This is a genomic window from Paenibacillus qinlingensis (genome assembly GCF_031455095.1).
Classification (GTDB): domain Bacteria; phylum Bacillota; class Bacilli; order Paenibacillales; family NBRC-103111; genus Paenibacillus_E; species Paenibacillus_E qinlingensis_A.
Window position 1 is genome coordinate 159,728 of the sequence record NZ_JAVDSB010000004.1, and the last position, 24,283, is coordinate 184,010.

At 45.1% G+C, this 24,283-nt stretch carries 17 protein-coding genes; 5 read left to right on the forward strand and 12 right to left on the reverse strand.

Translation table 11 applies throughout. The features are described 5' to 3' along the window. Positions 1-18 precede the first annotated feature (18 nt). Together J2736_RS14130 and J2736_RS14135 are read right to left on the reverse strand one after the other, a co-directional pair. Positions 19-1,641 (reverse strand): response regulator transcription factor, encoded by a 1,623-nt coding sequence (locus J2736_RS14130; protein ID WP_310499242.1) that lies wholly within the window; start codon positions 1,639-1,641, stop codon positions 19-21. After that, positions 1,619-3,379 (reverse strand): cache domain-containing sensor histidine kinase, encoded by a 1,761-nt coding sequence (locus tag J2736_RS14135; RefSeq protein WP_310499243.1) that lies wholly within the window; start codon positions 3,377-3,379, stop codon positions 1,619-1,621. Before J2736_RS14135 ends, J2736_RS14130 begins: the two co-directional genes overlap by 23 nt. A gap of 114 nt (positions 3,380-3,493) precedes the next feature. On the opposite strand from J2736_RS14135, the gene J2736_RS14140 reads away from it, so the two are divergent. From J2736_RS14140 to J2736_RS14150, 3 genes are all read left to right on the forward strand, one after another. After that, positions 3,494-4,444: an ABC transporter permease gene (locus tag J2736_RS14140; RefSeq protein ID WP_397340709.1), complete on the forward strand. Its 951-nt coding sequence runs from the start codon at positions 3,494-3,496 to the stop codon at positions 4,442-4,444. Positions 4,445-4,470: 26 nt separating this feature from the next. Continuing rightward, positions 4,471-5,349, forward strand: coding sequence for a carbohydrate ABC transporter permease (locus J2736_RS14145; protein WP_310499244.1), 879 nt, complete (start codon positions 4,471-4,473; stop codon positions 5,347-5,349). 125 nt (positions 5,350-5,474) lie between these two features. After that, positions 5,475-6,329, forward strand: a complete 855-nt coding sequence (locus J2736_RS14150) for an EcsC family protein (protein WP_310499245.1) — start codon at positions 5,475-5,477, stop codon at positions 6,327-6,329. Between the two features lie 398 nt (positions 6,330-6,727). Here the strand turns inward: J2736_RS14150 and J2736_RS14155 are convergent, their stop codons facing one another. Further along, entirely contained in the window at positions 6,728-9,418 is a 2,691-nt protein-coding gene (locus J2736_RS14155; RefSeq protein WP_310499246.1) for a hypothetical protein, read from the reverse strand. 340 nt (positions 9,419-9,758) lie between these two features. Between J2736_RS14155 and J2736_RS34320 the strand changes: the two genes are divergently transcribed. Beyond that, a complete protein-coding gene (locus J2736_RS34320) occupies positions 9,759-9,842 on the forward strand; it encodes a hypothetical protein (RefSeq protein WP_397340823.1) in 84 nt (27 codons plus the stop codon). Here J2736_RS34320 and J2736_RS14160 read toward each other — a convergent pair. After that, positions 9,822-10,622 (reverse strand): serine/threonine protein kinase, encoded by an 801-nt coding sequence (locus tag J2736_RS14160; protein WP_310499247.1) that lies wholly within the window; start codon positions 10,620-10,622, stop codon positions 9,822-9,824. The two genes, J2736_RS34320 and J2736_RS14160, sit on opposite strands and share 21 nt — an antisense overlap. A gap of 46 nt (positions 10,623-10,668) precedes the next feature. After that, the gene (locus J2736_RS14165) at positions 10,669-11,433 is read right to left on the reverse strand and encodes an AraC family transcriptional regulator (protein ID WP_310499248.1); all 765 of its coding nucleotides are present in this window, start codon (positions 11,431-11,433) and stop codon (positions 10,669-10,671) included. A 153-nt stretch (positions 11,434-11,586) separates the two neighbouring features. Here J2736_RS14165 and J2736_RS14170 point away from each other — a divergent pair, with 153 nt between their 5' ends. Beyond that, positions 11,587-13,317: a hypothetical protein gene (locus J2736_RS14170; RefSeq protein WP_310499249.1), complete on the forward strand. Its 1,731-nt coding sequence runs from the start codon at positions 11,587-11,589 to the stop codon at positions 13,315-13,317. Positions 13,318-13,363: 46 nt separating this feature from the next. On the opposite strand, the gene J2736_RS14175 is transcribed toward J2736_RS14170, so the two are convergent. From J2736_RS14175 to J2736_RS14205, 7 genes are all read right to left on the reverse strand, one after another. After that, complete coding sequence (locus J2736_RS14175) at positions 13,364-14,584, reverse strand: MFS transporter (RefSeq protein WP_310499250.1); 1,221 nt, start codon at positions 14,582-14,584, stop codon at positions 13,364-13,366. A gap of 162 nt (positions 14,585-14,746) precedes the next feature. Then, positions 14,747-16,000, reverse strand: a complete 1,254-nt coding sequence (locus J2736_RS14180; protein WP_310499251.1) for an MFS transporter — start codon at positions 15,998-16,000, stop codon at positions 14,747-14,749. A 100-nt stretch (positions 16,001-16,100) separates the two neighbouring features. Further along, positions 16,101-17,234, reverse strand: a complete 1,134-nt coding sequence (locus J2736_RS14185) for an SGNH/GDSL hydrolase family protein (RefSeq protein ID WP_310499252.1) — start codon at positions 17,232-17,234, stop codon at positions 16,101-16,103. 75 nt (positions 17,235-17,309) lie between these two features. Beyond that, on the reverse strand, positions 17,310-18,965 hold the full coding sequence (locus J2736_RS14190; protein ID WP_397340713.1) for an extracellular solute-binding protein: 1,656 nt from the start codon (positions 18,963-18,965) through the stop codon (positions 17,310-17,312). Positions 18,966-19,078: 113 nt separating this feature from the next. Further along, positions 19,079-19,975, reverse strand: coding sequence for a carbohydrate ABC transporter permease (locus J2736_RS14195; protein WP_310499253.1), 897 nt, complete (start codon positions 19,973-19,975; stop codon positions 19,079-19,081). A gap of 15 nt (positions 19,976-19,990) precedes the next feature. Then, a complete protein-coding gene (locus tag J2736_RS14200; RefSeq protein ID WP_310499561.1) occupies positions 19,991-20,896 on the reverse strand; it encodes an ABC transporter permease in 906 nt (301 codons plus the stop codon). Positions 20,897-21,898: 1,002 nt separating this feature from the next. After that, on the reverse strand, positions 21,899-24,193 hold the full coding sequence (locus J2736_RS14205; protein WP_310499254.1) for a helix-turn-helix domain-containing protein: 2,295 nt from the start codon (positions 24,191-24,193) through the stop codon (positions 21,899-21,901). Positions 24,194-24,283: the final 90 nt, after the last annotated feature.

Consider the following 24,283-nt stretch of genomic DNA (forward strand, 5'->3'; position numbering starts at 1 on the left):
AGATGGTGTATGAAATTGTTAAGATTGCGTGATATACCGATCTCTGTACTCTTGAGGTGTAACCCCGTAATAATTTTTAAATAACTTGCTAAAATAAGGCGGGTTTTGAAAGCCCATTTGGCTTGCTAGCTCATAGATTTTGATATCCGTTGAACTCAGCATAACCGCTGCCTTTTCCATCCTATAACGCATGATGAAATCACTGATATTTTCTTTCATTTCCTGTTTATACATGGTTGATAAATATACCGGGTGGAGGGTCACATGATCTGCGATTGTTTGCAGGGAAACATCTTGTGCAATATGCGTTTCAATAAATCGATGAATCTTGGAAATAAGTTGGTTTTTGCCGTCCTTGAATTCACGAATGCTGCCAGATTCCATGCTTTCCAGTACCCCTACTGCCCACTCCATGACTTGGTCCGCTCTGTTAAACGATCGTGGATCTGACGACACGTCCGTCTCCAACCCCGTTACTTCCATCAAGGTTTTGCCCTGCAGATGCGCAATATACAGAAACGCATTCATCAGGGTATAAATAACTTCCATCATGTTTTCTTCGGTATCCATTTTCTTAGCGTTCATTTCTTCAAAAACTTCACGCAATTTGTTATGAACATCCCCCCACCGCCCCGCTTCTAATAGCTGCTGGACACTTGGCGGACTGTATAAGGATTGCAGCGATCTCGATTGCACGCGAGGCTTTCCAGACATGATCATAATTTCTCTATCGCTTCGGGGAACCTTGCGAAATTCATTCAACGATTTGCGATAATGCAGCGCGAGTTCATCTGGAAATAGTCCCTCATCACTTATCAAGACGGATACTTGCCCCTTCAAAAAGGCCGAAACTTTCAATTGCAGCTCATACGCCAATTTCTCTAAACCTTTATCATCCCTGGGTACGAGAGATCTCCCCATGCCTTTGTCTTGCAGCAAAAAGCATAAATACCCGAAAGCATCTTTACAATACCAGACGTTGTACGCCGGCTCTAGAATTTCGCAAGCAATATTATGGACAGCGTATTCGTATAACAAATCGTCACCGCCTACCGATTCTCCAAAACCACCATCCATACGTACAAGGAGAAAAGAACAATCCATCCCCGGTTCAAACGGAAGCTGGTACTCCTTCATTCGCTCTGCTAATGAGGAGGACGACATGGCCCCAACCGTCAACAAGTTATTTAATAAATTAGATCTTAATAATGGCAAGTGGATATGAAGTGTCTGACGTGCCCTTTCCAAGGAGCCTACATGCTCCCATTCCTCTTGGAAAAGCGTCTTAACACGAGACACTTCCTCCATCAACTCTTCGTCCTTAATCGGCTTTAACAAATAATTCACCGTGCCGTACATGATGGCTTGACGTGCGTACTCGAATTCACCGTAACCCGAAAGCAAAATGCATTTGGTACGGGGAAAGTGATCCTGTATATGTTTGCATAATTGCAGTCCATTCATGCCCGGCATCCGAATATCTGTGACGACAATATCAATCGGTGTTTTCTTTAGCACCTCTACGGCTTCCAGCCCCGAGGCCGCCTGAAAAACGTATGCCACACCGATACTTTCCCAATCATTTTCCACCATGCTCTTTAATAACATGGGTTCATCATCAACTAGCAGAAGCTGAATCATGGCTACCGAGCCTCCCTACCATATTCTCATTCCAACGAAGTGCTACGCTGAGCCCTGACAATCGACTCGAAGCCGTAATGCTAACACTTGCCTCAGATCCAAATCGTTGTACTAATCGTTGATTGACATTCCACAATCCACAGCCTGTATGCTCATCCATAGGACGCTCCAAACTCTGTACATACGCCTCGATCTCCTGCTCCGTCATCCCCACACCGCTATCTTCAACCACAAGCACATTCCAGTCGGCCTCACGGTGACCCGAGACGATGATGGTGCCTCGTCCTGGTTTGGGTTCTATGCCATGCACAATCGCATTTTCTACAACAGGTTGGAGAATAAGCCTCATAACCGGTTCATGCAGCATATCCGCTGGAATATCAATCTGATAATCAAGACGTTCAAGCCGTAACGAATAAATGTTCAAGTAGTGATTGACCAAATCAACCTCCTCTTTTAACAAAGGCATCTGGTTCTCGACTCTTGTGGTATAGCGATAATAATTGCCTAAATGATACGTCATCTGTTTAATCGTGTCGGTATAGCCAGCTTTGGCACAACCCGCAATGAAAGACAGACAATTGTACAGAAAATGGGGATTGATCTGCGATTGCAGCTGCTTTAACGTTGCCAGACGGGAACGATTTTGTTCCTCGTACACGTTGGTGATCAAATGTTGGATCTCATCGCCCATATCATTAAATCGCAGCATCATGTAATCAAATTCATTATGAAACCGCTTATTGATTCGGAACGAATAATCGCCCATCTCCATATGCTTGAGCCCTTTCATAATAAAAGAAATCGGCTTCTGCACATGCAGATACAAGAGATACGAAGTGGCAAATCCAAGAAGAACCAGTACGAACATGCTGATATAAAACAAATTTCTACTCTTAATAATCGGGGCGTGAAACGTGTTTAAAGGGACATAATCAATCAAATACGCATCGATACTTGGCAGATGGGTGTAACTTAAATAGGCTTTCTGCTCTTCAAGCTGTATGCTCCGATGCCCGCCTTCGTTTAAGCCTTCCCGAAGAAGTCTTTCTCCTAATTTTTCTAAATCATCATCCCTTGCATCAGAAACCGAGAACACCTCGCCAGTACTTGTTAATAAAAAAGAGTAACCCGGACTATCTCGTTTGTAGGAGCCCAGCATTTTTCTAATATTATCTAGCCCAAAACGCACCTCATAAATCGCACTTACCGTCTGTGGACTACTTTTGGAAAAGTACGGATCCCAGATGAACAGTTGATAGTAAGGTGTTTCATTAGAGCCACCTGGACGAAAATGCCATTTCCCGTTATCAGCCGTTTCAAGAGCACTTTGATCGTACCGATCATTCGGATTTGTCGATATTCTTCTTTGGGTATCGGGTAAATAGATGGATAATTCATTGGACCAGTTACTGGAGAAGCTCTGAAGAAAGAGTTTTTCTTTTACCTGTGTTTGAAAGTCAATCATCCCGTAGTAGTCCTTCGTCAGAATACTCGTCTGAAGCTTCAAAATCGAGGAATCACGCGCCAAAACACTGGACGAAAGGGACAGGCGTTCGGCACCTACTTCAATCTGGTTTTTCAAAAACTGCAGCTGGCTTTCGTTGTACGCCGTAATCTGTGAATCGATGACCTGAAAGCTGGTCCTGCTGAAATACGCAAATAGAATGACAATGGGAATTAATAGAATGAGGATGACACCATTGATTTTCAAGAATATAGGCCAGTGCCGCTTCATTGCACAACCTCCTTAAGATATTGACAGTCACCTTTAATATGTATTCTATACAAAAAAACGCTTCCATCCTAAGATGAACATACAGAAGATGCAAGTCGAGGAGGAAAATAATGTATGAAAGATACCGTCATTATAACATCATCGTCACCCGTATCAGCAAGAGTAAAAGAGAAACGAAATCATCCCCTTCGCAAAACATGGAGGCTTCATCTCATGCTGCTGCCTGCAGTATTAGTAGCTCTCATCTTTAAATATGCCCCCATGCCGGGGATCATCATGGCGTTTCAGGACTTCAAGCCATGGCTCGGTATTTCTGGGTCTAGATGGGTAGGTTTGGATAATTTCCAACTTATATTTACGATGAAAGGCTCCGTTCAAGTCATTTGGAACACGTTAATTATCTCTGTTTTGAAAATCATTTTTGGATTGGCAGTCCCCGTCACCTTTGCCTTACTTATCAATGAACTCCGCAATATGAAGTTGAAACGCTCCATTCAAACCATGGTGTACCTGCCCCATTTCATGTCATGGGTTATATTGGGGGGAATCTTGTTGGACGTGCTTTCACTCGACGGTGTTCTAAACCGGTTAGTTGCAGCCCTTCATATCCAGCCCATCATGTTTCTGGGAGAAGCGAATTGGTTTCGTTTTACCGTCATTGTGAGTGATTTGTGGAAGGAGTTCGGCTTCTCCGCGATCGTCTTCCTTGCCGCATTATCTGGCATCAACCCGGATCTGTATGAAGCCGCCGAAATCGATGGCGCCGGTAGATGGCAGCAGACCATCCATATTACGCTACCTTCCCTTCTTCCAATCATGGTTGTCGTATTCACCTTGTCCCTAGGGAATATGCTGAATGCAAACTTTGATCAAATCTACAACTTGATTAATCCACTTGTCCTTCAAAAGGGAGACATTATCGACACCTTTGTTTTCCGTAACTTCCAGGGAGGGCAATACAGCTTAGCTGCCACGGTTGGCTTATTCAAATCAGCCGTCGGGTTCATCCTGATCAGCGCCGGATACTACATTTCGCACAAATGGACGAATTACCGTGTATTTTAAAATGACGAACCCCGGAGGAACAGGCTATGTATTATAAAAATCCATCCTACAAAGTGTTTTACTATGTGAATGTCACGCTTCTAATCCTTGTCTCCATTCTTTGTATTTTGCCTATGCTGCATATCTTTGCCGTGTCTCTCAGTGGTAAAACAGCCGCCGAATCCAATCTGGTCACGCTGTTCCCGATCGATTTTAATCTGGACAGCTATGTAAAAACCTTTCAAAATGATAACTTCCTACATGCCATTCAAATCTCGGTATGGCGCAGCCTCATCGGTACAGTAATGGCCATGATGGTCACCGTTCTCGCTGCCTTCCCTTTGTCCCGAAGCGCTATCGAGTTCAAGCCACGCAACTTTTACGTATGGTTCTTCCTGATCATTATGATCTTCGATGCCGGGCTTATCCCCCACTACCTGCTCATACAAAAGATAGGATTGGTTGGTTCATTCTGGGTCTACATCCTGCCGCATCTACTCAATGTCTGGAATATCATCCTCATGATGAATTTTTTCCGTGCGATACCGAAAGAGTTGGATGAGGCAGCTACGATGGACGGGGCAACATCCTTCCGGATCTTCTTCTCCGTTTACTTACCGATATCCATGCCTGCCTTGGCAACACTCTCCTTATTCACGCTGGTAGGCCATTGGAACAACTGGTTTGATGGCATGTTATATATGAGATCACCTGAACAGTGGCCGCTAGCCACTCTCCTGCAAACCATTGTTGTCGCACGCGACCTCAGTAAAACGGGGATTGATTTTGAAGATTTAGAATTGTTATCCAATCGAAGTGTCAAAGCAGCACAAATCTTTATCGCAATGATTCCGATTCTGGTCGTCTACCCGTTCCTACAGCGCTTTTTTGTCAAAGGCATGGTTATTGGAGCCGTAAAAGAGTAATCCTACAAGTACCCGTTGATCGAACACTTTCTCCAAGTGTCCCATCAGCGGGTACTTATTACGTATATGCCTGCATCCAAAAGCGATTACATACGTATACGATGTAGAAAGGAGTTGTGCACAGCATGAATGATCTTGAACGCCATCACCGTCCGGAAACGACCAATGAGCTCCGGCAGGCACTTCGTGAGATCGAAGCCTGGGAAGCTGATCAGAAAGACCTTTGGTTCTGGGAAAAGCTTGGGCGCCTCCCTTTCCAGGTGCTGGATCGCTTAACGCCAAAGTTTTTGAATAAAAAAATAGGGGAAGCTTTAGATGAGCTCGGCAATTATTTGCAAGCAGGCGGGCGGTATTTGATTTCTGAAAAGGGGACCTTGCGCCATGTTGAGGAAGTGTATAAGCGCGGTGATCGAGATGATCTTACTGAGGGGCTTACGATTGCCTCCGTGGGCACATTGCCGTTGAAAGTGCTGGATCAAACCGCTGATGAGATTATTCTAAATCGCTCCAAAATTGCTACCTTGCAAGGCGCAACGACCGGGATCGGCGGGATCCTCACACTGGCCATCGATATTCCAGCCATCCTTGGTCTGTCCTTGAAAACCATCCAAGAAGTGGCCATCTGTTATGGCTATGATCCCAAGGACAAGCAGGAGCGGATCTTCACCATCAAGGTCCTGCAATTCTCCTCTTCCGACATTGTCGGCAAAAAAGCCATTCTCGAAGAGCTTGGCAACTATGCCACTGCGGACAAAGAGAAGGTGCAAATGATTTCGCAGCTTCAGGGCTGGCGTGAGGTATTCGCCACGTACCGTGATAATTGGGGGTGGAAGAAGTTATTCCAGCTCATTCCGATCGCAGGCATTCTCTTCGGCGCTTGGATCAATCGCGGCACGCTGAAGGATGTCGGTGAAGCTGCGAAAATGCTGTATCGCAAGCGGCGTATTCTCGAGCGCTTGCACGACCAAGTCGATGGCTAGCTGAAACCACCTGCCCCTCTTCTCGTATATAGAAGAAAAAGCAAAAGGGGGCCCCCAAGGTGATTAAATATTTACTCCGTAAATTATTCGAATCTCTACTTCATTCCAGACGACGCCGGCATTACCGACATAGCAGTTCTCATCATCGCGTTCATGTTACGCGACGCTACTCATCTAGTGACCATCGCGGATACGGACATACCCATGGACAACGTTATTATAGGAATAGAGGAGGAAGCTCCAGTTAATCTACAGCCGCGAAAGTGGCTTTTTTCTTTTTGGCTATGTTAAATCTCAGTGTTGATTATTAGTCAAAAAACAACCGCCCCCTAGAGGGCGGTTTAATAAGTTATCGTACTTCTAAGGTGGATGACGTAATAAGGAATTACTTATTCACGTCAGAGGGTTTCAGTTGTTTCATTTTTCGTATACAGCAAGGAAAAACTCTTTAATTCCTCTGTTGTATAAAGCTTGCCAGCGACAAATAAGGACATGTTACCTTTGATAAGATATTGGGCCATATTGCCGCTATCGTTAGAATTAGTTGCGGATGAGGAAGAAGATTGCTTTGTTTTTTTCTTGAATAACTGCTCGAACTCTCCATCCTGGACGGTGTCGAGAACGTATGCCATTTTTACCTCTTTGTATCTGTTTGACATTTCTAATTTCTTGATCAGTGCTTGGTACCCTTCACGCTGCGACACTTTGTTTCCGACCAGCTTTTTCTCTAGTGTTTCAAAATCGTAAGCAACCTCACAAAGATGCATAACATTATCCTTTTCTATATAAGAAACATCGACTTCCTGAAGCTCTCTCTTGCTGTCGATATCTTTCTCATCCCATTTTTTCGTTCCGATATATATCGGCGTCTGCGCTTCATCTGATAGATTGGCGGCTGCCCTAATGGCATGACGAATCTCAGCCATATGTCCTTGGAAATTGACGAATTCTCCACCTTTGCACATATCCTCCGTAGCAGCTTTGAATTCAGGCTCGCTAATTTTGTTAGGGGTATATTTATGAGCATGTGTAAGAACTTGCGTCACTTCATTCATGAGTTCATTCACTTCCTTGCGATTGCCGGTCGCTAATTTTATTTTTCCGATATTTAATGCCAGCAGATCGACCGTTTCTGTATTTCCTAAAATGGTTAAAACGATTTTCAATAGATTATCGTTGTGATTCCGACTTTGCTCTATTAACATCTGATTCTCCATACGGTTGCGTTCTTTCTTCTCATGTAACAATTTGTTGGCTCCTGTACCGTTGGCCTCCCGTTCGTCTGCTTCATCGGCTTTGAGAGCTAGCGCTGTATTTTTCAAGGCCCACTCTTTTCTCAGTGATGCAACGCGTTCCATTAACCCATCTTCATCTTCCTTGCGCCAGAGATCCGTGAGCTTTTTGATAACTGTTTTATCTGTTTTAAACTGCTCCTGATAGCGGATCTTTAAATCTGTTTGTATCTGGGTTTCCACATAGGTCGCCCGGTTTTTTCGGGCACTTTCATAGTCTATAATTTTTACCTGCTCGTCCTTGTATTCCTCTTCGAGAGTTTCCTTTTCGGATTTAAAATCCTTCAGTGACTTGAAACTGGTGTCCTTGTACTTGACTTCCCATTCATTTATAGCTTTGTCAATATCCCTCTCTGCATCAGCTAATTCTTTAGCTTCAGAAGGGAATTCGATCGCCCAACTGACCTCTGTTCTCTGCTTATCTAGACTTTTCCATTTACTTCTTTCAACGATTCTCTTTTGTCTGGTATCCATAGAAACCTTAGTTGTCTGGTTTTCAGCCAACTCTGTGTTCCGTCCTTTTTCAATGGCAACGATCGATTTCTTTAGCATTTCAATTTTTTTTGAACGTTCTTTTTGCGGGTCCTCGACGACAGTTGCTGTCGTTTTCTTATCAGCGATTTGTTTATCGGGAGGCCGCTGAATCGCTTTATCATCGTATCCCTTGGGTGATTTCAGCGTCAGCTTCGCTACAGCATCTGAAGCTTCAATTGCCGGCGATTCAACAGTTCCGTTCTTAACTGCAAACGAATATTGCTTGTCACCGGATGTAATACGGACAAGATCGACGATTTGAGCCAGAGTTTTTTTGCGAAATGTATTGGATGCCAGAGTTTTTGCAACAACTTCCTGCATTTCGACTGGATTCAGATCGTACCATTCCCGATTCGTTGGCATAACGACGATATCGGCAATTTTGGTTGAACCTTCAACCGCGACTTCCTCATTCTGTCCGTTCAACTGCTTAACAGCCTTGATCATCTCGCGTCGAACGGTCTCTACCAGCGCCCCTTCGACAACCTTATGCTGGATAGTTTCGACCTTGTCCCCCCACACGACGCTATCTCCGCCCCATCCATATCCGAGACCAATAGGCATCTTATCGACCTCGCTCGCTTGTTGTTCCTTTCCTGCTTGCTTTAAAGCATCAGTAAGATGATCAGGCATCATCGTTCCGAACTGGGCTGTATTACCTGCTTTGATTTGCTCCAGTGCAAACAAGATCTCGCGTACAAAGCCGGTGCCAGATTTAGTAGCTTCATTGTCGGTCTTGTCGGTCTTGTTGGCCGATGTCGCCTTACCCGAACTGCTTTCCCGAATTTTAGCTCTGAACCCGGTGAGCGTCTTGTGGAGTCCGTCTGGATTCAACACAAGCCCACTTACCGCCATTTCAAAAATCTCATCAAACAACCCCGTTGCCTCTCCTATTTCCAGAATCTCCTTTACCTGAGTTTCAGCGACCTTGTATGCAGAATCGTCCTCTTTCACTCTGTACATCTTTAAAACAGCTTTATCGACATCTTCTTGGCGGTAGAGCTGCAGAACGGGATTCGGCATATTAGGTATGGATAAAGAGCGATCGTTCGCTACTGGACCATTGCGCGATGTCACCATTCGCTGAACCGCCCGGTTGCCTATGGTTTGCTGAAGCTGCATCATTTGATTGGGATGCATTTGAAATGAAGGAGGGCCTGATGGCTTTTCAGAACGTATACCCCCTTCTGTTGGCACGCGTTCCTGCCCTGTCAAGTTTTCATTTTTTGTACTGTTCCTGCCGGCAAATATATTTTTGGACATCAATATGGGGATCTCCTTACGGCGTGGATTATATCAGTCTTTAGATGATTGTCAAAAACAGCCTCTGAATTCCTTTATTTTACATCAATTCTTTGTTAAATAGCATATTTATTGGAAAAATGAAGTTAAGCTTAGTGAGTTTAGAGAAGCGAAACGGAGACATGAAGAGGAAGAAATAGTTGAGGAATTACGACCATTTAAACAATCTAAAGAAGAAACTAACTATTTTTTATGTTATCGATTTATGTCCATAGTTGCTAATAATTGATTTTATACTTTGAAGCATTCATGAATAATCCTATTATTAATACAATATTTCATTGCAGAATTGTTTAGTAGAATGGGTTATTCAACAATCGTTACTACAGCCTCAGGTGATCAAGGGATAGATGTAATTACATTTTTAAACAAGCACGGTATCTAATTCCTCCAGACAAGCTTGAACATTTGCATAGGGCGGATCGATTTGCAATAACTTCCGAATCATTTGCTTCGTCTGTGTGGAAATCGACAGTTCCTCCTCCCATCCCCGTATGACCTCCTCCTGATCATGACTTGATTCGTAAGTCGAATACAGCATATACAGTAAAAAGTGGCCGATCGCGTACAAATCTGAAGTCACGTGTACCGTTCTTCTCCTGATGAGTTCATCATCGGCATCGATTGTTATCCGGGCAGGTTCTCCTAGGCGAGCGGCTAAACCAAAATCAATTAGACTCATGTGATTTCCGTGTACGATGACATTCGGAATTCGGATGTCTAAGTGAACGACGTCATGCTCGTGAATAAATTGTACAATGTTCAATAATTGTCTTATGAACTGTAATGCGTCCTTTTCTTCAAAGCGAGCTCCCCGTTCAAAAATTAAATCCTCCACGGTCCGACCTTGGATATACTCGGTTATCATATACAATCGTTTCGATTCTTCGAAAGATGTGTAGCATTTGGGAATCGAAGGATGTTCTAACTGATTCATAATCGTTGCCTCGCGGCGCAATAGGTCTCGTCCCAGCTGCCCTTTGCTCGGTTTCGCTTGCTTCGCGACGACTTCTTGACCGGAATGCTTGTCTAGGCATAAATAGGTTAACCCATAGCTTCCCATCCCGAGAAAACGTTCAATCTGGTATTGTCCCCGAATGACCTCTCCCTCTCTTCGAGGATAGTTGATCCAAGCTTCGTATACCTGTTTTAGATACGCTAACACTGTCCGGTCTCCTCCTTCCTTTTATGCCTCGCAACCTCATCCATCCCTAAACCTGCAACCGAAATGCCAGCGGTCCAGTACCGTGATGCTTACGAAACACACGATAGAAATACGTCGAGTCACAGTATCCGAGTTCAAGCGATATCTCTTCAATGCTTCGATCTGTCGAAAGCAGCAGTTCTTCCGCTTTGGCAAGCCTTAGCTTATGCATGAACTGTAGCGGCGGACAGCCGAATGCCTGCGTAAAACACGTAATGAGATAGGAAGGCGTCTTCCCTGCGTGTTCAGCTAGTTCCTTAACCGTAAGCGGTGATCGGTAATGTTCATACATATAATCCCGAACCAAATAGACGAAGTGAGGATCTCTTCCATTTACCCCTCTGTGCAGCTCACGGCTCACATGGGACAAAACTTCAAGTAAGATGCCTCTGCACATCGAAAGATAATATATGTCCTTCGTTCTCCAGTGCTGCATCAGCGCCCCGACTCTCTCCTCTAAGAATGGCAGTCTCTTCGAAGCGAGCTTTACCGGCTTGCCCGCTTGCAGCATACTGAATTCCTCATCGCCAGCATCCGGAATGAAACGAATGCCATATTTACAGTGGGATTCCCCCTTTACAGGCAATCCAATCCGTACAGTTCCATGCGGCAAATACAAAACATCGCCTTTTTCCAGGCTAATCTCTACGCCGTTAATTACATATCTAAGCTTGCCATCCGTGATAAGCATCAACAGGTCATAATCTTGTACGAATTGATCATGATGCCAAGACGGTCCCGCTTCGTAGTACATCACTTGGGTTATTTTCATGTATCAAACATCCTCTGAGCGATTTGTAGGCTTTTACGTTTCATTATAAGTACATATCGTAATTTTGTTAAGGTACTCTCAGTAATGTCCATGGTCTATTGTTTATTCGTCATTTACAATAAGTAAAAACAGTAAGATGAGGAGCGATTCGACATGACCGTTGATCTTTCAATCGTACATACGAAAGACAGCTATTTGGATACGATGGAACTTGCTTTCAATTGTTATACACGGCATCAGATTGAACACCGCGTGTGCCAAGATGGGAAGACCAGACTCGATTTGCACTCTTACTCTCGCATTTTGACTGTCCTTGGATGCTTGATTTCAGCTGGGCGGCTGCAGGAACTGCAACCTTTGTGGGAGCACATGATGACCGAGAGTTGCCGCGAACTGTCGACCTTGAAGCAGGACCCTATCGCTGACTTCTCCATTAAAGAAATCATGCTTGCACTGCATTTTATGGGACCACGATGTACAGAGGATGCTAAGTCTCAGTGGCTTTTTCTTTTGAGTGAGATCTCTCCCTACACAAATTACAGGTTCGTCATTCGGGACGAAGAAAGCAAGCATCATCTGCATAACATCAACATTTATAACATGGCAGGGGAATTTTTACGTGAGAAGGAAGGCGTGACGGATACGCAAGCCTATTTTCATGAGCATTGGCCTACGCAATTAGTCCGTTTCGATGAGAATGGCATGTACCGAGATCCGGGCAATCCCATGTTGTACGATTTAACAACAAGAGTTCAAATTCAACTGCTGCTGGGGCTAGGTTATCAAGGGGAGTTCGCTTCAGCGATAGATGAACAACTTCGAAAGTCCGGACTCTGGACACTTCAACTACAATCGGCGGCCTTTGAGCACCCTTTCGGTGGAAGAAGCAATCAATTCCTGTTTAATGAAATTCTCATCGCCGCGAATGCGGAGTATGAAGCTGTTCGATATGCGCGATTAGGTGATCTAGAGCTAGCTGGCGCATTCAAGCGAAGTGCGCGGCTTGCCCTCGCTTCGGTCCAGAGATGGCTAGCCCAAACGCCTGCACGGCACATTAAGAATTTATATCCGATCGACAGTAAATACGGCACCGAATCTTATGGCTTCTATGACAAATACATGATTACGATGGGGGCGTTCCTAAGCATCGCTTACCTGTTCATGGACGATACCCTTGCTGAAGCGCCATGCCCTGCCGAAGTGGGGGGATATGTCATAGCCACCTCCCCATCGTTTCACAAAGTAATCGCCAATGCAGCAGGCTATTCCGTCCAAATCGACACTTGCGCTGATTCGCATTACGATGCAACAGGTCTAGGCCGCATCCATCGCAATGGTGTTCCTACAGAACTTGGGCTGTCTGTTCCATTCTCCGCTGGCGACTCGTTCGAGTTACGGGAAGGTATTCAACGAATCTCGGCTGCCATCGGTCCTGGTTGGAAACGAGAAGACGGGAGCCTTCACTATTTATCCGAGTATTGTGACGAGAGCATCCAAGGTGAACTTTCAATCATCAAGGAAACGCCAGAAAGTGTTCAATTCGCAGTTACTTACAGCGGAAATTTGCAGGGTGTTCAGGCTGTGAAAGAACATTACCTGGTCCATGCAGAAGGTGTTTCGATCACGTTTGAACTCGTCGGTGCGACATCTGATGAACTCTATCTACGGGTGCCGCTGCTGCATACGAATGGCAAGGATATGACATCGATTACATCGACCGATCACACCATCCAAGTCGCAATGAATACGCATACCTACACGGTTAATTACGCAGGTGAGCTAGATATCAAGCCTGACTTATATGGTAACCGCAATGGCGAGTACCAAATTGCCGTTATTAGAGCGGAAGCATCGCGTGCAACGATACAACTAGCATTACGTTAGGGAATCCTGTGGAAATGGTGGGCGCGGGCGTGTCCAGTAGCTGTATTCATCCCCCGTCCGCTTTCGTCATTTCCCTGCTTCCTTTTTGCAGCAAAAAAATAAGTGTTCCTATACACCCGCAAATGGCAGCCCCGATTAACAAACCTGAAATCGGCACATAATCCGATAGACCGGTACTTATTAATGGCGCAATTGAGCCGCGAATACCAAACAGCATTAAATGCAGACCGAATACGACTGCTTCACGACCAGGGACAACACGAAAAATATAAGCCAGAATGCCAATATCCCAGATTGCATCCCCAATTCCCTGAATGCCACTGCCAATAATGACAGCCGGATAATTGCCAAAAACCCCGTAAAGTAAAGGAACAATCGTAAATGCCGCCAATCCATAGACTAGCGTTTGTTTGGCAGAGAATCTGTCGATCACGAAACCCACAACGAAATACGCCACTAATAAACACACATAATAAGAAATACGCGCAATCGCAATTTCAATATTGTTCAACTGCAACTCTCTGACTTGGATAATCTGATATAGCGGACTCGCCAAGATGTTACCAAAGCCCGTCAATGTCGTTGCTGCAAAAAATACGACCAGCTCCCGATGATTTCTCACTAGCTTGAGCTGATCCTTAAAGGAAGATTTGCGTGCCGATACCTTCGTTGGTAACGCAATCTCTTTCACCCGTGCTAACGAAAGAATGGATATGACACCTGTTATGGCCGCTGCCATCAGCGCTCCACTCGGTCCTGACTTATCCGTCCATGAGCCGACCAAGTAAGCAAGCGGAATCATAATAGCTCCCATGGCAACTCGCACGTAGCCCATTAGCCGGCCACGCAATTCAGGCTGATACATACGGGTAACTAGCGCTGGATATGCCGGTGCTTGTATGCCCATTAGAAAGTAAAAAATAATAGCGGTCACAACATAAACGCTAGGAGCACCAAAAAATGCCGGAAGCAACAGGAGCGCTCTGCCAATTAAATTCGGAATGATGACAAAAGGTTTAGGATTCGATTGTTCAATTCTCCCTGCCCAAATTGGGGAAAACAATAAACCAATAGCCGGAGCAGCTGCCAAAATCCCGACTTCCAAATTCGTAGCCCCTTGTCTTATGGCAAGTGCGATGTAAAACTGATTAAAGACCACATTAAAGAGACTAAATAAACAGGCTGAACCAAAATCACTATACAAATTATGCTTAGTTGCCGGGCTCATATGTAAGCCTAGTTTATGAAACACTTTGTTTGCCAGCATGGCTTTACTTCCCCTCTTGCTTCTCTCATTCTAAGCTCGATATTATCTTCATCATAGCAGGTTTTCCTGTTTGTTTCTCTCAAAAAAAAGCGTGTGCGGACATACAAAAGAGCTCACCATTTCTACATGGTTGAGCTCTTTATGTCTACACTCACAGATCTATCATGTCTGCCCTTCCAATCTCCGATCCAACATGCCTTGGACGAACCATGTATACACGACATATCCGACCAGCAGCGCAATCGCCGTCATTAGGAATGGCCAAGCATAGTGATTCCCGGCCAAAATATAGCCCGCCCAGTAGGAGGCAATTGTATTGCCGACACTGCGGGAAACCGTCCGCATACCAGCGAATAAATTGCGATCTTCTTCCGCTACGGCTGACATGCATTGGCTGTCCGTTAAGTTGTTCAGCATCGTGAAGCCCGTCCCGCGAATGAGCAGCAGCATCCCGAACACGGCGGCTGGCATCGCGATGGCCATCAGCCCCACGATGACGATGTTATACAGGAAGAGGAAGATGAAAGTCTTGCGGCCTCCCCATCTATCAACGACATACGGCATAATGATCGAGCCGATGAAGAAGAAGAATCCGGACAAAGCGAGTACACCTGAGATGCTGCCGTCTTCCATCCCAAATCGAAATTTCAAAATGACGTTCAAGAACGGACTAAGCAATCCGAACGTGAAACCCGAGTTAAAAATAAGCAGAGAAAGCAGTAGCAGAAAGTAGATTGCATGTCTTCGCTTCGGCAGCTCCGAGGACTTTGCTCGTTGACCATCGCTAGCCTTCTCTGCACCCTTGGCTTGCTCCATTGTATGAGAAGCAGGCAGGAGTATCCAGCGTAATATACCAGAGAGGCCTAAGCAGCCACCGGCAATGAAGAAGGCATATTGATACGTCGTGGTATGCCCAGGCATCCAGTCCGGTAAATAACCACCAAGCCATGTGCCGAGGCCAGTAAACAACGTAAATATGGCGAACAGCAGCGAATACGCGCTTGTTTCTTCTTTTTTCGAACGGCAATATTGGAAAATCAATTGAATCTCGGAATTCACAATCGCTGTAACGCCGAGTGAATAAATGATTTGCGCAGCTGTAATCGCGCCAAGGCTAGTTCCGATCCCGAAAAGAAAGAGCGCCATAAAAGTCAGCAGCATGCCGGTGACGAGCATTGTTTTGCGCCCGACACGCTTCACGATGAAGCCTGCAGGCAGACTGCCTAAGCCAATGGTTAAGGCGCCAAGCGACGTTATTCGGCCGATATCGCCTTTGGAGAATCCTAAGTCCAATAGATGCAAGTTAAGAATAAGGCTAAACACGCCTGCTCCGATGCCAAATAGGCTTTCCGTCGCGATGAATCGCTTTACGTTAGGCGACAAATCACGGAATAAATGTACCGTATACGACCACATAAGATGCACCTTTTCTCTTGTTGTTATATGCTCTATCTTACATGGTGATGGCACCTTAGATCAATTTTATTTGACTGGTTCCCTGATTGAATACCCTGCTCTAATTGCTGAACAATTTCAAAATACGAAGACTCGTGCCCGTGCTCCGTTCATCCTTTCTCCCTGTATGACGAATGGTTATTCGTCTGCTTTGCCGGTCCTCAGGGAGAGGAAACAACGTCATAATAGGGCGATATGCTTTTAAACACCAATCATCAAACAATTGTATAGCCTGAAATGGCTCGCCGTCGATCGCGTATTCGAATATCCCCGAGTCGGGCCCACACAATAGTAGAACGCCGGCATACTGCCCTTCCACTGTGAAAGAGAGTGAGCCATCCAGCGTATCTGCGTACAGATGTCGCGTGTCATATCGCCAGTTCATAAGCGGCTCTGATGATAATTCCTTCCACACAAAACCTTCCAAACTAGTCGCAAAATCCACCTCCAACATGGCAGCGTATTCGTAATTGTTGGGATCCATCGGCTGTGGAAGCAATACGGCAGCGTCTCCGTTCACTGCGTGTGTATCCACCTTCGCTCCTAATGCCTCATCCAGATACTCACGCACGAACGCAGCATACAGCGCATGCCCCGAATCATTCGGATGTACCCGGTCTGAAGCAAGATCGTCCCATTGCACTTCGTCTGTCTGCATCAAGCTATATACTCTCGCCGCAAAGTTAACGGAAGGAATGTCATAATAAGATGCGACTTCTTCATGCACAGCTATGTTAAATGGCACATGCTCAGTCAAATTTTTATCCGCCGCCGTGTAGATATAACAGATATCCGTACGAGGCGATAGCCGCCGACATTGTCGTACGATCCCTTCCATGCCCCTGATGGATTCATCGCGATCCAAACCGTCGTTCACACTAAACTCAACGAATAGCAGATCAATCTCACCTTGAGACAAAACATGTTCATGCAAACGGTGAGCACCGAATGTAGACGTAGTTCCACCAACACCAGCATTAATACACCTCACCTTGTCTGCGGTAAATTGCTGCTTCAAGTATCTCTCGGTTAAGGCACGCCAACTCGTGGTCGTCAAATCCGATGCCCCTGCACCTTCGGTAATCGAGCCGCCAATGAAAGCAACGACGATCGGTTCATCGCGAAGTAATTTCTCCTTGAAGTGAGGCAGCCCACCACGATGATTTACCCACTGGTTAGCCCATGAACTAGTCATTTTCTACATCTCCTTTTCGAATAAAAAAATCAAGTGCTCTATGCGTGAACATAAAGCACTCGATCTTTAACGATCTTATTTTTTATAGGAAGAACTGTCATACGCCTTTTGCAAAATTTCCAGATAACGTCCAACTTTCAAATTATCCAGTCCTTTCACATAAGCATCCCAATCCTTGTTCAAATCTTTATTTCCTGTAATGAATTGGAGCGCGTTTTGATCAATATAATTTTTGAGATTCGTTTGAAGAATGCTTGCTTCATCTGTTTGTGCAGGATCAACCCAAACCGCCCAGATCGGATAGATCTCTTTCGGTTCATGCCCTTGGTACAAGAGCGTGGCATTGTACAATCTGCGCTCGTAGTTCGCCGAATCATAGACATCTGTTCCTTGAACAATGCTGTCTCGATATTCACTCGGTTGGTAGAAGTGTCCCATGCCGCTCCAACCTGCATTATGAGGAGCTTCTCCTTCCACTGCTGGAATTGATGCCATGAGTGGCTTCACACCTTTGCCTAATGCAACTTCGCCTTCTTTCGGCTTTCTCCAGTCGATCCCTTCCATACCTGACGCTGCATTCGTTTGACCTTCAAACGTAAACATGTAATCAACCATTTTGATCAACGTAATCTGTTCTTCTTTTGTAGCTTTATTCGTAATGACGAATTTCGCCCCAGGCGTCAAACCGCCGCCATCATGTGTAGCCAGGGAACCGTTCGGCCCCGTAAGTGGAGGCACCGGATTGTAATCGGCTGAATTCTTATTTCCTTTATCGATGTTTACGAAAATAGCGGGATGCATGCCTGCGCCTACCCCAAGAATTTGCGTTCCTGCGTTCTCACCAATCTTCTTGAACGCTTCCGCATTTTGCGTAAATGCACCTGGATCAATAAGCCCTTCGTCATACAAAGATTTAATATACGCGAGGCCTTCTTTCCACTGTGGCTTATTCGCTGCTGTATCCACTTTGCCATTCGCCATTGTCAGGTAATTGCGGTCGTCATCATAAATGAAACCATTCATGAGAAACGGAATGATATGCACCCCAAAATCTTCCGTAGATCCACTTAGCGGAACTTCATCGGCTTTGCCGTTACCGTTAGGATCACCCTTTTTGAAAGCTTGGAGTACTTTTTTGAAATCTTCGGTCGTTTTTGGCATCTCCATATTCACTTTGGATAACCATTTCGTATTGATCCACATTTTGTTCGGATACGAGCAGTGGAAGCATTGCGTATACGAGCCTAATCCATAAATCTTGCCATCCGGCGCGGTACTAAAGCTCTTCAGTGTTGCGTCTTTCGCCATAGCTGCTTTGATATTTGGAGCATATTGGTCGATTAGATCGTTTAAGGGAATTAAGATGCCTTGCTTCCCGTATTTGAGAATGTCTGCTTGTGAAAATTGATCGATCCAGGCCGTTAACATATAAGAATCGGGATAATCACCGCTTGCCAATGAAATCTGTCTCTTTTCTTTGGCACCATCAAACGGGATAATTTCAAAATTAAACTTCGCATTGAACTTTTCTTCCATGAATTTCGTGAATTTGTTCGTCTTCAAGTCGATCGCTGTATCCTGTTGAGCAAACATGCTGATCGCCACAGGACCACTCGTCGTAGCTCCCGTTGCTGCTGGAGATACGGATGCTGCGTCATCCTTCGAGCATGCGGCTAGAAATAAACTAGACATCATTATTACCAGTAGTGCGCTTACAAGACCCTTTTTCACATGTATCGCTCCCTTTTATCATGCAATTAGTATAACCCCGATCGAAGATCCACTGCCAGCATTACCTGAAATGAATCACCCCTTTCCATGGAATCCACGGATAGATCCGCGTCTTAACCTTTTACAGAGCCAACTAACATGCCTTGCACGAAAAATCGCTGAACGAACGGATAAATAATCAACACGGGCAGTGTTGTAACGACAATAAGCGAATATTTCAATGCCTCTGCAAGCTGCTGTCTTTCTACTTGCTTCAAGGCATCTGTTGCGTTCGAACTGTTATTGAGAATAATGATGCTGCGCAAAATCAACTGCAGTGGGAACAAACTAGCCGATTTGAGATAAATCAAGGCATCGAAGTACGCGTTCCACTGGCCGACAGCATAAATGAGCACAAGAACGGCAATGATCGGTTTCGATAACGGCACAACAACGCTCCTTAGAAACCTGAAGTCACTGCAGCCATCGATTTCACTAGCATCGAACAATTCATCCGGTATCGCAGATTGAAAGAACGATCTCGTGATAATGACCTGCCACACCCAGATCGCGTTCGGGATAAGCAGCGCCCATCTCGTATCAATGAGTCCCATCTGCTTGACGACCAAGTACGTCGGAATTAAACCACCGCTGAACAGCAACGTAAATGTGATTAACATCATGAGTACATTTTTGCCGAAGAAGGTTTTGCGAGAAAGCGGGTACGCAATCATAATGGTAAGCACGACACTGATGATGGTTCCTACACTTGTATAAAAAAGTGAATTCGCATAACCAATCACCACTTTTTCATTGTGAATTAAGGTGTTGTACCCTTTGAGCGATAACTCAACGGGCCACAGCCATACTCTCCCTGAAGTGACCGCAGCAGGACTGCTGAACGAACTGCTAATTACGTAAATAAGCGGATATAGCACAACAATGAGTAGAAGACTCAGAAGTACGTAGACGGCAATCAAGAACATTTTATCTCCTAGCGAATCTTTCACCCTTGCTTTGATCGTAGACATAGCTGCACTCCTTTTTTACCAAATACTATGATTCGAAAATTTCCTAGCCAATCTATTCACAACAATGAGCAGGATTAAATTGATGACTGAATTAAACAATCCGACGGCTGTGGCGAAGCTGTAATTCGCATTCAGCAGTCCCACTTTGTACACATAAGTCGCGATAATTTCCGAATTCACCGTATTTAGTGGATTTTGCAATAAATAGACCTTCTCGAAGCCAATCGCCATGACGTTCCCTACATTTAAGATAAGGACGACGACAATGGTGGGCAAAATGCCAGGTAAATCAACATGGATGATTTTCTGTATCCGTGAAGCACCATCTACTTTGGCCGCTTCATAGAGGGAAGGATCTACGCCTGCTAAGGCTGCTAAAAAAATGACCGAATAATAACCAGCCGTCTGCCAAATATCCGACCACACGTAGATGGAGCGGAACATGCCGGGTTCTCCTAGGAAGTTAATCGAATCCATGCCAAAATGATTCATCACCACATTCACAAACCCGAGTCGAGGTGCCAGAAAGAGCATGATAATGGACACCATCACAACCGTAGATATGAAATAGGGTGCAAATGAGACGAGTTGGACGAGTTTCTTGAATCGTTGATTTCGAACCTCATTAATGGCCAGCGCCAATAGGATGGGAATCGGGAAGCCAACAATTAGCAGGTATCCACTTATGAAGATGGTGTTCTTCACTAGTGTCCAGAACATCGGATTTTCAAAAAACAATTTAAAGTGCTTAAACCCCACCCAGGGGCTCCCCCAGATGCCTTTCGTGACATTGTAGTCCTTAAAAGCAAGCACTGCGTTCAGTATCGGATAATACTTAAATAGCAGGAAATATAACGCAGGTGGAATGATGAGCAGATACAGCTGCCAGTGCTTTTTGAAGCTTCGCGTTGCTGCCTCCATGAGGCTAAGTCGACTGCTTTTGATCAGCGATCTCTGACTGGTGACTAGTCCTTTGTCCAAAATAAACCCCCCTAAGATCATCTGCCTTATAATGATTGCGCTTTCTTGAGCCTTATTCTAGGGGATAGCTGCCCGTATTAGATAGGTACATTTGCGATTTTCCACGTACACTTGACGATAAATGGTGGGTACATCTGTCTTGTGAGCATCCAACTTTACCTAGGAGGCTGCGATGCTACGCGGTGTAACCGCAGTAGGTTCCTTTACTATGCGCTGGACGAACTACTAATTAGCTACTCCAACTCATATTCGCTTACTGAGACGACGTTTATCGACCGCTCAATGTCACTCTTCTGCACATCCACCTCCGAGGCATCATTTTCGGACGCCTCGGACTTCTAACTAGCTACTCCAACACATTTTTGCCTACTGAGACGACGTTTATCGACCGCTCAACATCACTCTTCCGCACATCCACCTCCGAGACGTCATTTTCGGATGCCTCGAACTACTAACTAGCTACTCCAACACATTTTCGCCTACTGAGACGACGTTTATCGACCGCTCAATGTCACTCTTCTGCATATCCACCTCCGAGACGTCATTTTCGGACGCCTCGGACTACTAACTAGCTACTCCAACTCATATTCGCCTACTGAGACGACGTTTATCGACCGCTCAACGTTTCTCTTCCGCATATCCACCTCCGAGACGTCATTTTCGGACGTCTCGGACTTCTAATTAGCTACTCCAACTCATATTCGCTTACTGAGACGACGTTTATCGACCGCTCAATGTCACTCTTCCGCATATCCACCTCCGAGACGTCATTTTCGGACGTCTCGGACTTCTAATTAGCTACTCCAACACATTTTCGCCTACTGAGACGACGTTTATCGACCACTCAACGTTACTCTTCCGCATATCCACTTAACTGGGTGGCGGGGGTAAGCACCAACAACAAAAAAGCTAAGCGCATCAAGCCGCTTAGCTCCTTTATCATTATTCCGTCGTAGACTGCCGATACGAACTTGGCGAAACACCCAGCACCCGCTTGAACGCTCTGCGGAAAGAATGCGAGCTGTTGTATCCGACACGCGCTGCAATTTCGTCTACCGTGTACGTATCCCCTTTTAACAAATTGGCAGCTTGATCCATTCTCACTTGCTCCAGATGATCCGATAAATTCATCCCCGTTACCTCTTTGAACAGGTTGGAGATGTATTTCTCTGGACGCTCCACTTTTTCCGCTACGCGGTAGAGATTGAGATCAGGATCACTGTACATCTCACCGATGTATGTCATCACTTGCTCCACGGTCTTATTATGATGATCGTTCTTTTTGGTGGCGATTAATCCGCATAAGGATGCCATAATCTCATCGATATCCTGCCGAATCGCATCCATTTCCTCATTCGCCTGAATATCAGTGACGCGATTTTTCACTACTTCGTAAATCTCCGACTCCTGAAATGTTTTCTGATACAACAATTTCAAGAAAGTGCCCTTCAACTCGCCAACCAGCTGATGCTTCATCTCAATGGAGAGTTCGCGATTTTCAATGTTTTGGGCAATAATCGCGTCCAGAATTCGTCTGGCTTCCTCAAGATCCCCCGCTCGGATTGTACTGATGAAGCGCAGCTCAATATCAAGCGGATAATAATACGTATCACTTTCTAACCTCGCATCGGAGAACCAGATGACCCCTTTTCGATTCATGTGCAAGGCGTACTCTAACGCTTGTTTTGCTTGCTCATACGTATGGCTGATCTCCATAACCGTAGTAAATGGATTGCTCATGGCTGCGATGATGGTAATTTTGTACTCAGCAAATAAGTACTCAGCAAGCTCATTCAGAATTCGCTCAATTTCTTGATTTGGCGTGTCTTCTGCAGATGCTATCCCTTCAAAAATAACCACAACCCGGTCAGCACCCAGATCCGTCATATGAACAAGCCATCCTAGATCCTGCACCGTCTGTTTCATAATGAATCGAGCTGCACTCAACTCGTTAAGAATCTCAACGTTGTCCATCCCCGAGTATCCTTTGATTTGCAAAATACTCGTATAACCCGTGTTCGCCTCCAACCCTGTATTGGCCTGTTCAGCAGCTGCGGCAATCTCTTCGAGGGACCGGAACTCACCGGCGATCAGCCTCTTCAAGAAGGCATCCCGAATTAATGGGAGTTGGCGGTTCAACTCATTTTCAAGACGCTTATTATTAGAAATCATGTTCGAGATATTGCCCTGTAAAAAATCGTACTCATTCCGTCCTACAGCTGCATCTTTGCCAAACTGCTCTTTCATCACATTCAGCAGTCGATGCATAGGCGTACTATTGCGATAAGCTTGCCACAGCCCTACTAACAATCCCACGACAAGAGCGCTGCTTGTCACTGACCACGTAATATATTTGATTTTATTCGCATTTTCCATTAGTACATGTCTAGGAATACCCGCTCTATAGACCCATCCTGTCGTTTTGGAACGAATCGTAATCACGAGATCATCGTTATAGAATTGACTCGCTTTCATTTGATCGAAGCTGTTGTCTGAGGCCAGCTTCGCTGCATCCGCTTCATTCATTCCGAGTAAACTTAGGGTATGCCCCTGCGCGTCACTAATGTGAGACCACCCGCCGTATTGATCCTTAAGATCAGATAGGAGGCTGGAAATGACCTTTTCATCAATGAGAACAACGACGGTAGCGCGTGCGGAACCACTAAAGCTGTCTAACGGGAGCGATTGGATATACGTAATTACAGAGGTTTGCACACCATTCGTTATAAAAGGCTTCAGCGGTATGACTTCCCTGTTGTGCGTTTGCTCTAAAAGTGTTCGTTTCCACTCATCCGCGGGTAGATCCTTATAACGGAAGGACTGGTAGTAACGTTCCGGCTGGAAATAGGAAGACGCTGGCGTTAGGAGCACATTGTAATTATTTAAATAGATATAGAATTGCTGTAAGAAATCGTTGGTTTGGCTAAAAGCCTTAATATCATTATTTACTTTCCAAATGCCATATAAATTGACCTTCTCATCCATTCCCTTCTCATTCATAAGAACGCTCAATTCCTGATTCAGCGCCAGCTGTCTCGTAAAGCCTTCTACTTCAGCCATCCTTCGCTCCAAAATATCTTGACTCTTCCGAAGCTGTGTCACGTTATTCTCAATAGATACGGATTGCGTTACTGCAATCGCAGTACGATAGGACATATAGCCAGCAATACTTGGAATTAACAAAATGATGATATAGGAGATCAGAAATTTACGGAATATTCGCGAGAATTTCGGCATGAACCCTATCCCCCCTTAAAATGAAAGCGTTATCTAAATTGAATTTCATTATATCATTTCTTTTTCTGGATAAACAAAAGGAAAAGCAAC

Bases quoted from the DNA above. Each gene is read 5' to 3' on its own strand.
- J2736_RS14180 (WP_310499251.1), bottom strand. From the start codon at position 16,000: ATGTGGTCGTATACGGTACATTTATTCCGTGATTTGTCGCCTAACGTA.
- J2736_RS14200 (WP_310499561.1), bottom strand. From the start codon at position 20,896: ATGGAGGCAGCAACGCGAAGCTTCAAAAAGCACTGGCAGCTGTATCTG.
- J2736_RS14150 (WP_310499245.1), top strand. From the start codon at position 5,475: ATGAATGATCTTGAACGCCATCACCGTCCGGAAACGACCAATGAGCTC.
- J2736_RS14170 (WP_310499249.1), top strand. From the start codon at position 11,587: ATGACCGTTGATCTTTCAATCGTACATACGAAAGACAGCTATTTGGAT.
- J2736_RS14195 (WP_310499253.1), bottom strand. From the start codon at position 19,975: ATGTCTACGATCAAAGCAAGGGTGAAAGATTCGCTAGGAGATAAAATG.
- J2736_RS14185 (WP_310499252.1), bottom strand. From the start codon at position 17,234: ATGACTAGTTCATGGGCTAACCAGTGGGTAAATCATCGTGGTGGGCTG.
- J2736_RS14135 (WP_310499243.1), bottom strand. From the start codon at position 3,379: ATGAAGCGGCACTGGCCTATATTCTTGAAAATCAATGGTGTCATCCTC.
- J2736_RS14165 (WP_310499248.1), bottom strand. From the start codon at position 11,433: ATGAAAATAACCCAAGTGATGTACTACGAAGCGGGACCGTCTTGGCAT.
- J2736_RS14145 (WP_310499244.1), top strand. From the start codon at position 4,471: ATGTATTATAAAAATCCATCCTACAAAGTGTTTTACTATGTGAATGTC.
- J2736_RS14205 (WP_310499254.1), bottom strand. From the start codon at position 24,193: ATGCCGAAATTCTCGCGAATATTCCGTAAATTTCTGATCTCCTATATC.
- J2736_RS14140 (WP_397340709.1), top strand. From the start codon at position 3,494: ATGAAAGATACCGTCATTATAACATCATCGTCACCCGTATCAGCAAGA.
- J2736_RS34320 (WP_397340823.1), top strand. From the start codon at position 9,759: ATGGGTTATTCAACAATCGTTACTACAGCCTCAGGTGATCAAGGGATA.
- J2736_RS14130 (WP_310499242.1), bottom strand. From the start codon at position 1,641: ATGATTCAGCTTCTGCTAGTTGATGATGAACCCATGTTATTAAAGAGC.
- J2736_RS14175 (WP_310499250.1), bottom strand. From the start codon at position 14,584: ATGCTGGCAAACAAAGTGTTTCATAAACTAGGCTTACATATGAGCCCG.
- J2736_RS14155 (WP_310499246.1), bottom strand. From the start codon at position 9,418: ATGTCCAAAAATATATTTGCCGGCAGGAACAGTACAAAAAATGAAAAC.